This is a genomic window from Pristimantibacillus sp. Z349TD_6 (genome assembly GCF_056173205.1).
Window position 1 is genome coordinate 2422332 of the sequence record NZ_CM149662.1, and the last position, 14827, is coordinate 2437158.

Here is a 14827-nt window from a genome sequence, read left to right on the forward strand (position 1 = left end):
ATAGTCGTAAGTTATCTACAAATTTATATTTCAGATTCCAATACAAGATTAACCGGATAGTTCTGGAACTATCGCAATTAGCCTTCATTGATGTAAAAGGAAATCTCGGGGTTAAAACAGGAGATATCGGTATTCGATTATCTTCATCGGGATTAACATTTGTAGAAAAATTGGATTCCGACTATTTTACAAACCTTATAAGTGAATTTACAAATGTCATTTCGACTATTGAATATTCAACTGCAAATTTGAAGGTGTTAAAGGGGGGAGCAGTTGAATCGTATGAAATTCAATAAATTGATTATCCAAGGAGCATCTTATAGAAGAACAATTACGTTTAATAAAGGCATAACAATAATTAGTGGGGATAAAACTTCAGGGAAATCACTTGTCTTAAGTTTGATCGACTATTGCTTGGGTAAAAGCAAAAAGATTGATTTGAAAGTACAAAAAGAGCTAAACGAGGAATGTGATCAGGTTTTTCTAGAAATATCCTCAGACGAAGAAACGTTTGTCATAAACCGATTATTCAAGGAAAAACAAAGTAGATTCAGTATTTATTTCTGCCAATTTGAGGAGATCGATGAGTACACTCCAAAAACGGTTGATCAAGATGAACTCATGAATATATTGATGAGAAAACTGAACATTAACGAATACAAATTGATAAAGCATCAAAAGCATAGTAATAAGCAGGAGTTAGAAACAATATCTTTCCGAGATATTTTCAGGTATGTATATATACATCAGCATGAGTTAGGAACACACGATTTTTTATCCAACAAGACGACTTTTAAACGTTATAAAAACCCACATGCTTTTAAGTTGCTTTTTAGTTTAATGGATGCTGATAAGGATGACTTAAAACAACAATTGGTAAAGGCTAAAAATCAAATTGAGGATACTAATAGGGAAATAACTGGCTTGAAATCGTATTTAAAAGATAAAAATGCAGAGGATTATTCGGTTCTGTGGGGTAAATCAAATGAATTTAAGGATGAAATAGAAAGAAGGAAACAGGAAAAGGTATCCGTAATTCAGGACAGTAAGAATAATAAAAACAACGAAAATGAAATGTATATCTCATTGAAAAGAGAATTAACAGAGATTGCAAACAAAAAGTTTGAATACGAGAACCAGAAAAATGAGCATGTAATATCTTTGAACTCAAAGAAATTACTAAGACATGAGTATGAAGCAGAAAGAACAGAAATCGATGCTACATTGGAGATTAATTATAAGCTAGTTATTACAGAACAGAAAATTGAATGCCCTCTTTGTAACTCTGCTGTTCCGCATCATACACATGATCAAGGCAAACAAAGTCTCAGTTCAGTAAACACTCTAAACAAAATTAAAAATGAGATTTCTAGTAAGATTAAGCTGGTAACTAGTATGATTAATAGTGAAACTAAACTTATTGATGAGTTAAATACTAAAGTAGCCAGATTATCAAAAAAGCAGGCAATATTAAATAATGCAATATCCGAGTTCGCTAAAGAAACAAATGTACCTTTTTTGTCTCAACTAGACAGCATCAATAGCATTGTAAACAGGCTTACCAGAGAGCATGAAATTGTTAGGGAATGTCTCAGAATCCATCGTAAGATCGTAGAAAAGGAAAAGTTGATAAGAGAATTAGAGGCAGAGGCTCAACGTATTGAAACAGCACTAGAAGAATTGAATGTTAGTGTAACCTATAAGAAGAAAGTTTTTTTGTTTCTTGATGAACACTATAAAGAGTACATGCGGAGATTTAAGTACAACCCCAATAATGAAACGTATATTGATTCAGAGAAGTACATACCTTTTTATTCTGGGTCAAGTGTTTATGATCACGAGAGTGGCGGATTATTGCAGTGTATGCAACTCTCATTTTTAGCAGCAATCCTGGCAAGTAAAAAAGAGGGCTATGCTTCAGGGCATCCGGGGATTCTGATGTTGGACTCTCTAAGTAAATACTTGGGGACTCTTAAAAGCGAAAGCCAAGAAGAAGATATTGAAACAACCGAAGTTTCAGAGAAAGACCTCATAAATGACCCTGAGGTATATGAAGAAATTTATAAAGTATTGATTGAGCTAAGCGCTGATCATCAAATCATCATAGTAGAAAATACGCCACCTGACATAGCTGATGGCTATACGAGATACACTTTTCTAAGTGGCGAAAAGGGTTTAGTAAATAAGAGTCTTAATGAATTTACTGAGCTGGACTAGGCAGGCAGCCAAATTATCTTTTAAATAGACAGTACAGAACTCTTACCTGAGTTTTGTACTGTCTTTCATTATGTAGCGTGCAAAAATAGCTACCCTAATGTCCGAGTGCATTTTTTTGATATTCTGTAGCAGCCACGACATCAATTACATAGAACTTAGGATATTAAAAATCAGGGGCAAGCTGATTATTTCGGCGTGGCAGCGCCACACGATCAATGAGCGAGAACCACGATTTAAGTGAAATAGAGCCACAGTGCTAGTCGTGGGAGACACCGCTTAAATTAATTATGTAGTCCGTACAGAATTAGCCAGTCAAGGCTGCGAAGCCTTCATTTCAGCCTTTTGACTGGCGTCCTCTCCTCAAACACTCTTCTGTGGTCCAACAAAGCCTTGCTTGACCTGCCACAAGCTTAGTGAAGAGGGGAGTGAGGGGGAACTTGATTACATGACATTAAAACAATATGGATCTCACTCATTAACTCTATGGCTCCCTGGTACCGAAATATTCACAAGCCGTCCTTGATCTTGACAACTCAAATTAAGTAAGAGTAATAAAGATGAAATTCTTCTGAGTGTAGAGTAAAGTAACAAAATTCAAACGTTTATTACGTTCAAATAGCATTGACTGAAGAACTAAATCCATGTCAATTCTATTTGCCTGTCACACACAGTTACAGATCTGTTGAAATTCGTACGTCCCCATTTGAGTATATTTCTATTTAAAGAAACGAAACCCTGAACCACGCTCAATCGCAAAATCAAAAGTTAAATTCTCCAAATATTTGAGCGATTCAAAGGCCTGAAAAACAGTTTCCATACGTATAAAGGCGAGTGTTTTTCCGTTGTATGCCTGAAGTTGTTGATTCTTGAAATCTTCGTAGTCCTTCGAGCAAATAAAATCTACTGCATCAGGCATCGCACATTTCAACTCGATGAGCTTCGTCCTGATGTAATCGAAAACCGTTTGTGCGTATTCCCGAGTTCTTTTTTGTGTGGGGAATAAACCTTTATGCGTTACATCATTACGAAATGAAATATCACTGTTTCGGAGAAGGACTGGTGCTTTTTTAAACGTAATGAGGTACAACATGATATATGCCCCGTATTGTCGCTCGGAGTGACTGGACATTGCTTTCCAAGCTGCATTGTACTCCTTGTCAAAATCATAGTCATTGGTCATCTTCCAAGTTTCTGGCTCTGAATTCACAAGTGGCCCAATGCCTTGCTCATGCGCCAGAACTTTAATGCAAAACTCATGGAAACGCTCGACGGCAACTGCAAAATTGCTTGCTGCTTCGCGAGAATAGCCATCGTGTAAAGCATATATCCCCATTTCGAAGAGTAGTTCGAAGGTTTTGTTATGTAGCACATAAACACTTTTATGATCCTTCTCACATGTAAGCTCGTAAACACAGGAACCAGTCAGTTCAATTTCGTATTTAGGATGTCCATCACCATTTCCCTCGTATTTAAGATAATCATCTTCCATTTGACATAATGGACACAGCCAAGTCATTTTCATTGCGATTTGTTCTCCCTATTATATAAATTGTTAAACAAAAATTGATTATGGCATTCTTGTTTTGAGATAATTGTGCTAACGGCAGATATTATTGAAAGGCATCGCGGGTATTTATTAAATTAGTTTTTTCAAGTACCCATTCACTCTCAGAGCTTCATTTCCTTCTTTGACTATTTATTTTGCGGTTTCTTCGTAAAGGCTCGTGTGTTTTACCCTGCTGGATCAAAAGATTTTTTAGATATGAAAAGTCTATTGAACTTGGCATCTCTTTATCTCTCAAGCCCTAAACACTTCCTTTGTCGGAATCTCATCTGAATTGATGAGGAGAGTAATTTATTTCATCCCATTCTTACAAAACAATTCTCATCGTGAGGTCGACGATGTTCCATTTACGAAATTTATTCCGTTAACCTTCCCTTTAGCTTAATGCTGTTTCTAGTTTAATACAATATTATCTCCATCTACGAGTCCTAAAGGTACTCTCACTTTACAGATAGCCCCATAATAATTTGTCGCATAACCATGCACTCTATTTCGATGTCCTCCAAGAACTTTCCTCTAAGATTTTTTTCTCAGCCTACCCGATTTTGCCCGAAAAATGAAACGGCTTATGGAGGGACAAAAATTCCTCGCCATAGCTCATTGAAAATTGAATATAAGTTTATCCGGTACATTCCCCATGCAGCCTCAAAGGATAGCCAGTATGCAAGCGCGCCATGACCGTATTGTTCCTGCCGTCCGATCATGACGCAGGGCAAGATGAGAGCGATTCCGTGATGCATAACGAAATGGTGGTTCCATTTACGGCGATGACCTGCTTGAAGGGATTATGATACTTCCGTCCAGCCACAGCTTATCGCAATGGGGGCGGCCTGCAGCGATCCTGGAGGAAGCGCATGCGCGCGCTTATGGAGACAGTTCACCGCTGTCCGCCGGATAAATTTTTCTATGTTTACCTGTTACTCACCCATCAGTGATTACTGTTAGAATTCAAGCGGACTACTATTTTATAAAAATTTCAGATTTCCCGTTGATTTGCAGTCTACATGGGTAAAGACATTCGTTGATTTGATTTTCAAGTGCAGTGCAGAAAGCAAGTAGCATGATGGATATGCAACATTCTATTGCCGATAGATGAAAGTACCCTTTTAAATCGAATATCCAAGAGTTCATCCTGTTTGGGTGCTCTCTTTTTATATAGATAGCCTTGAAAGGCCGGAGCTCGGATTCCTCGAAGCAACCGGCCTTTTCAATTGAAAGGAGACAGGAATACATGGCCAAGGTCATCGCCCTTGCCAATCAGAAAGGCGGCGTGGGCAAAACAACGACAGCGGTCAACCTCGGCATCGGGTTGGCGGCAGAAGGCAACCGGGTGCTGCTGCTGGATGCTGACGCACAAGGGAATTTAACAGATTCGCTTGGCTTTCAAGAGCCGGATAACCTCCCAATATCGCTGGCGACAATGCTGCAAAAGTGTATGGCAGAGGAAGCTTTTGACCCGCAAGAGGGTATTTTGCAGCATCACGAAGGAATTGACCTGATGCCGGGAAACATCGAACTGTCTGCCGTTGAAGTGGCGCTCGTCAATACGATGAGCCGGGAAACGATACTGCGTGGGTACGTGGACTCGGTAAAAGACAACTATGATTACATCCTGATCGATTGTATGCCAAGTATGGGCATGATGACGATCAATGCTTTGGCAGCGGCAGATAGCGTCATCATTCCTGTTCAGGCGCATTATTTACCGGCAAAAGGGATGACACAGTTATTGCAGACGGTTGCCCGTGTTAGACGCCAAATTAACAAAAGGCTGGTGGTGGAGGGGGTGTTGCTCACAATGGTGGACAGCCGCACTAATTTTGCCAAAGACATCTCGTTCATCCTTCGCCGCGATTATGGGGACAAGCTGCGTGTGTTTCAAACAGAAATACCTCACTCTATCCGCGCGGCGGAGACCAGCGCTCGCGGCAAAAGTATTTATGCACACGATCCGAACGGACAAGTCGCCAAGGCATACGCTTCATTAACGAAGGAGGTGCAGGATATTGGCAGCGAAAGAAGATCGGCGCGCCAGCATAAAACTGACCACAGTCGATGACTTGTTTACGACGGAAGAAACTCGGAATGCGGCACAGAAAGAACAGATCACGGAAATTCCGCTGGCAGAGATCAGTGAATTCCTTGATCACCCCTTTAAAGTAAAGGCGGACAATGCAATGCTGGAGATGGCGGAAAGCGTAAAGCAATACGGGGTGCTGGTTCCTGTGCTGGTACGTCCTAAAACGGATGGCGGCTTTGAAATGGTTGCAGGGCATCGGCGTAAGAAGGCAAGTGAAATGGCAGGAATGGAATCCATTCCGTGCCTTGTCCGACAGTTGGACGACGACCAGGCGACCATTATTATGGTAGACAGTAATTTGCAGCGTGAACATGTGTCTCCAAGTGAAAAGGCGTTTGCTTATAAAATGAAGCTGGAAGCCATGAAAAGGCAAGGTCAACGAAGTGATTTGACTTCCGCCCAAGTTGGGCGGAAGTTAGGAGGCAAGGAGTCCAGAGAACTGCTGGCCGAACAAGTTGGAGAAAGTAAAAATCAAATCTCACGCTATATCCGTCTAACCGAACTCATTTCACCCATTCTCGAGATGGTGGACAACAAGGATATCGCATTTGGCCCCGCAGTTGAAATCTCTTACTTGGCCGAGAAAGAGCAGCAAGCCCTGCTGGAAACGATGCAGGCCGAGGACTGTACGCCCTCACTGGCGCAGGCACAGCGTATGAAAAAGCTTAATCAGGATGGAAAGCTGAATGTTGATGTTATCTTTGCTATTTTGACGGAGGAAAAGCCGAACCAGAAGGAAAAGATGACGATCCGCAAGGAGCGTATAGAAAAGTTCTTTCCGCAAGACTTTACTGAGCAGCAAAAGGAAGACCTGCTCGTGCAATTATTGGAAAACTGGTATCGCAGGAAACAGCGGGAACGGGAACACGAGCGTTAATTCACCCTTTCTTCTCTCTTAGATGGAGAGATTTTTTTATGCCCATTTTTGCAGAAAGGAGCAGTCCGATGGATTTTACCGAAGGAAGACGGCGTCAGTATGAGCAACTAATGAAGGAAAAGCCGGGTTTCACGCAGAGCAGTCCGTCCGAGGAGGAGGAACGGCCCCTTCGGAAGCAGGCAAAAGGAACGGTAACCAAGCCGAAGCTGACTAATCGCAAAAGGTGTCGGGAGGATTGACGATGGAACAGGAGAAACGAATGGCTGGCGACTATGAGGTCTATCAGGCGTTGCCCATTGGCAGGGTCGAGGTTATTTTGGGCATCGATACGACGAATAGCGAGAAGCCTTATCTGGTCTGTTATTGTGATCAGAATAATTTGTTTGGCATGGATCAGTATTATGGAGCAGAAGGATTCGCGGACTATCTGGAGGCGATGCAGGAGTTTGGCAAGTTATTGCAGTGGGAAATTGAGAAGCTTCAGACCGAGCGTTCTGCCATTCCAGAAACAATGCCCCAGATTCAAACTGACCATTGCCTGCCCATCAAAAGTGAGGATGATCTTAGTGGCAGGATTGTCGTAATTCGACCGGAAAGACTGCGGCCGGAATTTCGCACAGCAGATCATCAATTGGTTTGGGTGACGGGGGGCTTCGGCGCATCGGGAAATTCACGCGGAAGGGCCGTTTTCGCGATGAGGCTCTATTCAGGTGACGAATGCCGCTATAATCGGGAAGACCTGCTCGGCTTCCTAAAACCGGAGCATACACCAGCCTGGGCACAAGAGAAGCAGACACTTCATCAGGCGGAGAAGCAACAAAAGCCTAAGTCTCGGGACGCCCGCTAAACAAAACGGGAATCATTTCGATTGAAGGAAGGAGTCGTTCGCGATGTCTTGGAACTATCGCAATCGCAAGGCACTCGTTATCGGTGCCATTGCGTTAAGCCTGGTATTGCTTGTGGCTGCAGCCGTCTTTTTGCTCATGCAGCATAACGAGCAACAGCAAATGCAGCACCAGATGCAAGAAAGCTATGAGCGGCAGCTCGCGCAATTGATGCAAGAGAAGGAACTGAACAGCCGCGAGGTTTGGGTAGTAAGCCAGAATGTTGGGGCCGGCAATGAACTGACAGCAAATGATCTACAGGCGATTCTGATGCCCGTTACCCTTGTTCCGGCGGGTATCCTTACGGATCGGGAAGCGATTATCGGTAAATATGCCAAGGTGGAACTGGAGGTGGGCACGCCGCTACTCGCTTCTTTGTTGTTCGAAGGACAGCCCGTTCCAAAGGATGTACGGCTCAAGGAATTTCAGGTGATTCAGCTTCCTTCCAATCTCAAGACCGAGCAATTTATCGATGTGCGGATCGGTTTTCCGACTGGAGAGGATTTTGTTCTGCTGTCCAAAAAACAAGTGCGGCAGTTGTCGGGCAATGTGATTTGGCTGGAATTGAACGAGATGGATTTGCTGCAAACATCCAGTGCGATCATCGACGCTTACCTGCAAGGGGCACGGCTTTATGCGCTCCCCTATATCGAGCCTGGCTTGCAGGAGGCAGCCGTTGTAAACTATCCGGCCAATCCGAGGGTGCTGGATTTGATGGAAATCGATCCAAATCTGCTTGAATCGGCAAAAACGGAATTGGCTCGAAGCCTGCGCCAAACGCTGGATACCAATTTAAAGGTGGTCAGTGAGTCGGACAAGCTGCGGGCCACCAGTGGCAATGTTACGGTACAGCAGCAATTGCAAAATGAACGGGCAACTACCTGGCAGGGCAACGCCATGTTTGAAGCGCAGCCGCAGTCGGGCAGTGGGACTTCGGAGACGGAGGTATCCAATAACCGACCCTCAGGAGAGGGGCAACCCACGGCTTCTATGGTGCCTACGCAGGAACCACCGACTCCTTCTGCTCCGGCAGAATCAACCGTTCCTCCTTCTACTTACAACGAAACGGAAGCGGTGACCGAAACAGAAGCACCGTCAGGAGAAGAACGGTGGGAGGACATACTCAATCAGTAAGGGAGACGGCCATGAAAAAAATGATATTTCTCGGTTCAGCCGATAAAAGCCATGTGCTGCTGGCGCTGGGGCGCTTGCTCTGGGCAATGGGGAAGAAGGTGCTGCTAGTGGACTCCACAATGGGGCAAGCGGTTCAGGGCTATTTGCCGCCCGTCTTCACCGGCAGCGCCGTGCAGGAGTTTGAGGACATAGATGTAGCCTACGGTTACATTACTGCCGAGCAACTGGATCAAGCACTGGAACAGGCGGGAACACTGGGCACGTACGATGTGCTGCTACTCGACACCGATCATACCCAAATGGTAACGGGACGCAATTTGCCCGACTTTGACAAGCGGGTATGGTGTTGGGACGGCAAGCGGCTGTCGCTGCAAAAAAATGAAGAGCTGCTGCTGCGCTTGTGCTTGCACGAAGCGGAAGTGCCGCTCTCTTTTTATGATTGGCTGTCTCCGTCGTTACCGGGCAGCTTGCCTGCTTGGCGGGCGGAAACACGGCTGCGCCATGTGGAGTGGCTGGAGCCTTCCTTTCATTTTCCGCTGGATGAACGCGATGCCACAGCGGATGTGCATAATCAGCATCAGCATCGTATTGACCTTCGCCGCGTTAGTGGAGCCTTCCGGCAAGTGCTGCTCACGATGCTGCAACAGCTTGGAGATTGCGATGCGAAAACCGCGCGGCGCGCTTGGGCGACTGCTCAAAAGCGATGGCGAGCCTGGTAGAGGGGAGTGGAACGATGGGAATGATGGTTGTGTTTTGGAGTCCTTTCCCCGGCCAGGCCGGAACGACGACCAGCCTGCTTGCGGCAGCGACATGTATGGGGCTGGAATATTCGTCGCGAATGCTGCTCCTCGGCCTTTTGCGAGAGGAGGATGAGGCGGTGCAGCGTGCCTTTTACACGCCGGAAAAAAATCCATCCCCCTTGCCGGATATCGGCATGGATGCGCTATTGCGGCTGCTGCAAAACCGCAAGCTGGAGGCGAGTATGCTGCGAGATTATGCGCAGCCGCTGCTCCGGGAACGGCTGGATGTGCTTCCCGGCTCGGCGATGCCAAGTGCAGGGTTTGCCGGCATGGCAGAACGCTGGCTGGAGCCGCTATTGGACACAGCCAGGCGCGCCTACAATTTAGTGCTGCTGGACGGCGGTAGCGGAACCGCTCCAGGCTGGCGGGAGGAACTGCGGAATTGGGCGGATATCCTCGTCGTTTGTCTGCCGCAGAATCGCTTGCTGCTGGAGCGCTTTTTTCAATCGCGGGAAAGTGCGCTACTCAGCGCTCGGAAAGCCATGTTCGTGTTTGGACAGTTCGACCCGGCTTCATCCCTGACCGTCAACAACCTCCAGCGGCGATTTCGTTGGCAGCAACCGGCCTTTCCGGTCATGCACAATACGGGCTGGTTGGATGCAGTGCAGCAGGGGGAGGCGATTCCGTACTGGTTTCGCAATCGCAAGACTATGCGCCAGCATGAGAACCATCACTTTGTCCGTCAGGTACGGGCACTGGCGCATGCGCTGATCGAAGGTGCGGGCATGAATCAGCCTGTGTTCGGCGGCAAGGAGGACAAGCCATGATGACGCTGTTGAACACCTTGATTGTCATTTCCTTACTACTCCTGGCCGTTTTCTTTCTCTATTTGCGCATGAGCCGCCGTCTGCCGGAGGGAACGATGGAAGAAACGGCCTATACGCTAGAGGCGATGACATCGTTCATCAAAGACACGTTGCACGAAATGACAACAAGCCATCTCAGCGATTTTGGCTTGTCTGAGGAGGAGTATCGCCGCCGCAAGAACAAGCGGGCAGAGCTGAAGAAGGCGCTTCGCGGCTGCACCTCCGGCGACTTGCGGGACAAGGAATACGTGAAGCAAGTGATCGCCGATTTGCTGATGCAACAATACGTATTGGACGATGCGCACCTGAATCTGCTGCTGCCATTTCATCAACCCGACGCGCTCACCGCCCAGGATCAGTTCGACATCCTGCTGGATCGTTATAAACAGCAATTCGGGCTGCGGGCGCTGGAGCAGATGCTTCAGACATATGAGCTGGATCGGCAACGCTTCGATGAGGACGGGCAGCTTGAGGCTTACCGGATTTCAAAGGCAGAGATCCGGGACATCTACGTTAAGGAATCTCCCTCCTTGCAGACCGAAGACAAGCTTCGCATTGTCGTGCAGCGAATCTATCAGCATTACAAGGGCTTTAGCATCATCGACGAGCTGCGCGATATGCGGATCGACGGTGTGTCCGGGGGCGTATCCGGGCTGCCGCCACTAATGTGGGAGGGCGAATGGGCGCTGGAAAACGAGGTACAGTGGCAGGAGCTTCCTCGTTCACACGATAGTGTCTGGCTGTTTTACAAGGGCAAGTCCATTCATTTGAGCTTCCTGTCGTTTGGCTCGGAGCAGGAGCTGCGACGCGTCTGCCAAATCATCTACAAGCACAATTTTCCCGGCCAATTATCCGAAGCAAACGGGTATAAGGTCAATGAAATGGGCGACGGCTCACGTGTCGTTGTCTTGCGCCCCCGGTTTGCAGAATCGTGGGCTTTTTTTGTGCGCAAATTTGATGTGCAGAGCGCCACGCTGGAGCAACTGATTCAGGACGAAAACGCGGAATTGCCGATCGGACTCATCCGTTATCTCGTTGCAGGCGCACGGATTACGGCAATCACTGGCGCCCAGGGTAGTGGTAAGACGACCCTACTGATGGCGATGGTACGCCATATTCCAGCGGTGCTACCAATTCGGGTGCAGGAAATGAGCTTTGAGCTGCAGCTCCGCAAGATTTACCCGAACCGCAACATCGTCAGCCTGCGCGAGACCGAAACGATTACCGGCCAGCAAGGGCTGGACATTCAGAAGAAGACGGACGGCTCGGTGAACATTTTGGGTGAGGTAGCGACCGACCCGGTTGCAGCCTGGATGGTGCAGATGGCGCAAGTCGCTTCCCTGTTTACACTGTTCACCCATCACGCCAAAACGTTCCGCGATTTGGTGCTGTCGCTGCGTAATTCGCTGCTTAAAACCGGCGTGTTCAGCAGTGAGCGTGTTGCGGAGCAGCAGGTCGTCAGCGTGGTCAATTTTGATATTCATCTGCGCCGTGACTTGGATGGTAGGCGTTATATCGAACGGATTACGGAATGTGTGCCGGAGCCACAGGAGGCAGATTATCCGGCTGACTTTACCGGCAAAATGACCAAGGATGTGCGGTTGGCCGCTTTTATGGAAACGGTGCTTGAGTTTTTTCGGCGCTCGACGGATCGCCCGCTGTATACCGCGCGGAATCTGATCGAGTACCGGGACGGACGGTATATTGCCGTTCATCCGTTGTCTGAGCAAAGCCGTCAGGACATGGCGACCTACTTGAGCGGCCCTGATCAGGCGGTTTTTGATGCCTTTCTGGACAGCCATTGGGGGGAAACACCATGATTCGAGAATGGCTTTCTCCACTGCTTGGCATTTCAACGGTTCTATTCTTGATGGCGATTGCGGCGTTCCTGTGGCTATCCCGCCGTGATTCAGACATTGCTGCCATTCGGCGTTACGAATCGCTGCGTAAGCCGGGACAAGCATCGCGCAGGCAAGCGATGTACAGTTTTCTGCAACAGTTGTACAGCTTGTGCGAACAGCTGCCGATCCTGCGTGCCTATTTGCATCACCTGCGCAAACGTCTCCTGATCGTTCGGCTTGGCGACGAGTGGAAGCTGCGGTTGGAGACGATGAAATCAGCTTTGAGGGTATGGAGTCTTCTGCTCTTAATCGTTATTCCGCTTGCTGTCATGGTTCGCGACTTGTTCACCTGGGGCATGCTTCTACTTGGTCTATGGGTAGGCCATGGCGTGTTGGCGGACATGGGCGTGCAGCGGCTGGAGCTGCGCCTGCTTCGGCTGCTTCGAACGTTCTTTGGCGATATCCGCCATCACTACCATCGGCATGGCATGGTGGAGGAAGCGATTTACGAAGCGTATGATGGTGCGCCTTATGAAATGGCGCTGCATGGGCAGGAGCTGTATGAGATGCTGACGGACAGCGATGCAGAGGAAAAACTGGCGCAATATGTGGAGCAGGCTCCCAACCGTTATTTGCAAGGACTGGCTGGATTGTCTTATCTCATTAAAGAGCATGGCGATCGGCAAACCGAAAGCGGCTCGGTCTACCTGAAAGGGCTGGAAAAGCTGTCAGGCGAGCTGAATCTGGAGCTGCTGCGGCGAGAAAAGCTCAGCTATTTGCTGCAAGGGCTGACCGTAATCGCACTGGTACCGCTGCTCTTTACCCGTCCGATTGAGGCATGGGCAAGCCACTTCTTTCCGTCAATGGACGCCTTCTACGCCGGGGCGCTTGGCTGGCTGGCGAAGCTGACCCTGCTCGTGGTCGTATGGATGTCCTATGTGCTACTCCGAGCGCTAGCGGATCTGGATGGCGGCACTCGGCATACGAGCCGCAATCGCTGGGAAAAGCGTGTGTTTGGTTGGCCTTGGGTGCGCTGGATCGTGCAGCGGCTGGGGCCGGCTCCTGATTCGCGGGAAGCTGAGCGGGTGACTCGGCTGCTCAAGGATACGGCTTCACCGCTGCGGCTGGAATGGTTTTATGTGCAGCGCTTGGTCGTAGGCGCGTTGGCTTTTGCTGCTGTACTGGGGCTGTTCGTGTCCATGCATGCAGCGGAGCGACATCAACTGCTCTATGCGCCAGTCAAGCCGGGAATGCTGTTCGGTCAGTTGTCGGTCGAGGAGGAAGCCAAGGCGCAGGAAGCTGCCGCGCTGGATCGCCTGATTTTGGAACAAGTAAAGGAGGTGAGGCCGCGCAACGAACGCATCGTCATGAAACTGCTCCGTCAGCAGGCAGTTGGCGGGGATCAGGAGGAGCAGATTCGTCTAACCGCACGGCGGGTAATGGAGAAGCTTGAGCAACTGGAGCAGCCTTGGCTGCTGTGGTGGGAGGTGTTTCTGGCTCTTGCCTCAGGCTGGGGCGGATATTCGCTGCCCGTTGGCATCCGGATGTTTGAGCGGCGCATGCGTCGGATGGAGATGAAGCATGAGGTCGATCAACTGCAAGCAGTGATCGCCATGCTGGCAGGGATGGAGCGCATGTCGGTGGAACAACTGCTGATCTGGATGGAACAGTTTGCCCATGTATTCAAGGAGCCGTTGCAGGTGTGCTTGCTTCACTTTGAGCAGGGCGAGGAGCAGGCGCTGGCGCAGCTCAAGGAGGATGCGCCGTTTCTGCCGTTCGTGCGGACGGTGGAGAAGTTGGAGCTCGCTTCGCAATATTTGACGATTCGTCAGGCGTTCGATGATCTCGAAGCAGAACAGGCCTTTGCGCGGGAGCAGCGCAAGCAGGAGTATGAGCAGTTGATTGAGCAAAAGGCAGGATGGGGGCGCTGGATTGGTTTTACCCCCTTGATGACGCTAATCTTCGGGTATTTGGTTATCCCGCTTATCGTCGTCAGCCTGCAGCAAATGACCGCTTACTATGAGCAGCTTCAACGTATTCAGTAAGCGGCACGATGATCCTTCCTTTTCTTCACGGGGAAGGTTTTTTGTCGATCCCAATCATAAGGAGCGAATTCAATGTCCAATGCACAAAAAGCACTGGTAATGGCTGCCGGGATTTTCCTCGCCATCGCCCTCATTACCCTGGCCGTGGTCTTGTTTGTTTCAGCCCAGGATTCTACCAAAGCAGCACAAAGCAATTTCAGCAATATTCAAACCGAGCTGTCGCAAACGGCCTTTACTGTGTATGACAATACAACCCTTTCGGGTAGCCAGGTTGTCAATGCGCTGCGCAAATTCCGTGATACCGATCAATTTGGCATTCAGATTTACACTGGAAAAAATCCGGCTGGGCAATGGTATGGCAAAACGATCAATACTAGCGTGCCGATGGACAACGTATCCTATGGTACGGTCGTTGGTGTAGCTCCGGGCTTGATCGCGCAAACCGTAGACGAGGCGGACATCAACTACGTGAATCCGAGCGGTAAATTCCGCGCCAATCTCGTGCTGGACAGCAGCAATGTGATTCGCGGCATTGTGTTCCAGCAGCAGTAAAACCGAATGAAGGATCGGAAGCGTCCG

General features: G+C 48.3%; 12 protein-coding genes. 11 read left to right on the forward strand and 1 reads right to left on the reverse strand.

The annotated features are described in order from the left end of the window. The first annotated feature begins 282 nt into the window (after positions 1–282). Positions 283–2217 carry an AAA family ATPase gene (locus tag AC0VYE_RS10255; RefSeq protein WP_475449515.1) on the forward strand — a complete coding sequence of 645 codons (1935 nt, stop codon included), beginning with the start codon at positions 283–285 and terminating at the stop codon, positions 2215–2217. 715 nt (positions 2218–2932) lie between these two features. Here the strand turns inward: AC0VYE_RS10255 and AC0VYE_RS10260 are convergent. Further along, positions 2933–3739, reverse strand: a complete 807-nt coding sequence (locus tag AC0VYE_RS10260; protein ID WP_475447641.1) for a hypothetical protein — start codon at positions 3737–3739, stop codon at positions 2933–2935. 1273 nt (positions 3740–5012) lie between these two features. On the opposite strand from AC0VYE_RS10260, the gene AC0VYE_RS10265 reads away from it, so the two are divergent. The 10 genes from AC0VYE_RS10265 to AC0VYE_RS10310 all read left to right on the forward strand — a co-directional run bounded on the left by AC0VYE_RS10265 (position 5013) and on the right by AC0VYE_RS10310 (position 14800). Continuing rightward, positions 5013–5840: a ParA family protein gene (locus tag AC0VYE_RS10265; RefSeq protein WP_475447643.1), complete on the forward strand. Its 828-nt coding sequence runs from the start codon at positions 5013–5015 to the stop codon at positions 5838–5840. Beyond that, positions 5788–6738, forward strand: a complete 951-nt coding sequence (locus AC0VYE_RS10270; protein ID WP_475447645.1) for a ParB/RepB/Spo0J family partition protein — start codon at positions 5788–5790, stop codon at positions 6736–6738. The genes AC0VYE_RS10265 and AC0VYE_RS10270 overlap by 53 nt, the downstream gene beginning before the upstream one ends. Before the next feature lie 68 nt (positions 6739–6806). Continuing rightward, positions 6807–6977 (forward strand): hypothetical protein, encoded by a 171-nt coding sequence (locus AC0VYE_RS10275; protein WP_475447647.1) that lies wholly within the window; start codon positions 6807–6809, stop codon positions 6975–6977. Positions 6978–6979: 2 nt separating this feature from the next. Next, the gene (locus tag AC0VYE_RS10280) at positions 6980–7585 is read left to right on the forward strand and encodes a hypothetical protein (protein ID WP_475447649.1); all 606 of its coding nucleotides are present in this window, start codon (positions 6980–6982) and stop codon (positions 7583–7585) included. A gap of 43 nt (positions 7586–7628) precedes the next feature. After that, positions 7629–8756 carry an SAF domain-containing protein gene (locus AC0VYE_RS10285; protein ID WP_475447651.1) on the forward strand — a complete coding sequence of 376 codons (1128 nt, stop codon included), beginning with the start codon at positions 7629–7631 and terminating at the stop codon, positions 8754–8756. Between the two features lie 11 nt (positions 8757–8767). Beyond that, entirely contained in the window at positions 8768–9475 is a 708-nt protein-coding gene (locus tag AC0VYE_RS10290; RefSeq protein ID WP_475447653.1) for a hypothetical protein, read from the forward strand. 14 nt (positions 9476–9489) lie between these two features. Further along, positions 9490–10323, forward strand: coding sequence for a hypothetical protein (locus AC0VYE_RS10295; protein ID WP_475447655.1), 834 nt, complete (start codon positions 9490–9492; stop codon positions 10321–10323). Then, the gene (locus tag AC0VYE_RS10300) at positions 10320–12182 is read left to right on the forward strand and encodes a pilus assembly protein CpaF (RefSeq protein WP_475447657.1); all 1863 of its coding nucleotides are present in this window, start codon (positions 10320–10322) and stop codon (positions 12180–12182) included. The genes AC0VYE_RS10295 and AC0VYE_RS10300 overlap by 4 nt, the downstream gene beginning before the upstream one ends. Further along, entirely contained in the window at positions 12179–14248 is a 2070-nt protein-coding gene (locus tag AC0VYE_RS10305; protein WP_475447659.1) for a hypothetical protein, read from the forward strand. The genes AC0VYE_RS10300 and AC0VYE_RS10305 overlap by 4 nt, the downstream gene beginning before the upstream one ends. 72 nt (positions 14249–14320) lie before the next feature. Beyond that, positions 14321–14800: an ABC transporter permease gene (locus tag AC0VYE_RS10310; RefSeq protein WP_475447661.1), complete on the forward strand. Its 480-nt coding sequence runs from the start codon at positions 14321–14323 to the stop codon at positions 14798–14800. The last annotated feature ends 27 nt before the right edge of the window (positions 14801–14827 follow it).

Bases quoted from the DNA above. Each gene is read 5' to 3' on its own strand.
- AC0VYE_RS10255 (WP_475449515.1), top strand. From the start codon at position 283: ATGAAATTCAATAAATTGATTATCCAAGGAGCATCTTATAGAAGAACA.
- AC0VYE_RS10260 (WP_475447641.1), bottom strand. From the start codon at position 3,739: ATGAAAATGACTTGGCTGTGTCCATTATGTCAAATGGAAGATGATTAT.
- AC0VYE_RS10265 (WP_475447643.1), top strand. From the start codon at position 5,013: ATGGCCAAGGTCATCGCCCTTGCCAATCAGAAAGGCGGCGTGGGCAAA.
- AC0VYE_RS10275 (WP_475447647.1), top strand. From the start codon at position 6,807: ATGGATTTTACCGAAGGAAGACGGCGTCAGTATGAGCAACTAATGAAG.
- AC0VYE_RS10280 (WP_475447649.1), top strand. From the start codon at position 6,980: ATGGAACAGGAGAAACGAATGGCTGGCGACTATGAGGTCTATCAGGCG.
- AC0VYE_RS10285 (WP_475447651.1), top strand. From the start codon at position 7,629: ATGTCTTGGAACTATCGCAATCGCAAGGCACTCGTTATCGGTGCCATT.
- AC0VYE_RS10290 (WP_475447653.1), top strand. From the start codon at position 8,768: ATGAAAAAAATGATATTTCTCGGTTCAGCCGATAAAAGCCATGTGCTG.
- AC0VYE_RS10295 (WP_475447655.1), top strand. From the start codon at position 9,490: ATGGGAATGATGGTTGTGTTTTGGAGTCCTTTCCCCGGCCAGGCCGGA.
- AC0VYE_RS10300 (WP_475447657.1), top strand. From the start codon at position 10,320: ATGATGACGCTGTTGAACACCTTGATTGTCATTTCCTTACTACTCCTG.
- AC0VYE_RS10305 (WP_475447659.1), top strand. From the start codon at position 12,179: ATGATTCGAGAATGGCTTTCTCCACTGCTTGGCATTTCAACGGTTCTA.
- AC0VYE_RS10310 (WP_475447661.1), top strand. From the start codon at position 14,321: ATGTCCAATGCACAAAAAGCACTGGTAATGGCTGCCGGGATTTTCCTC.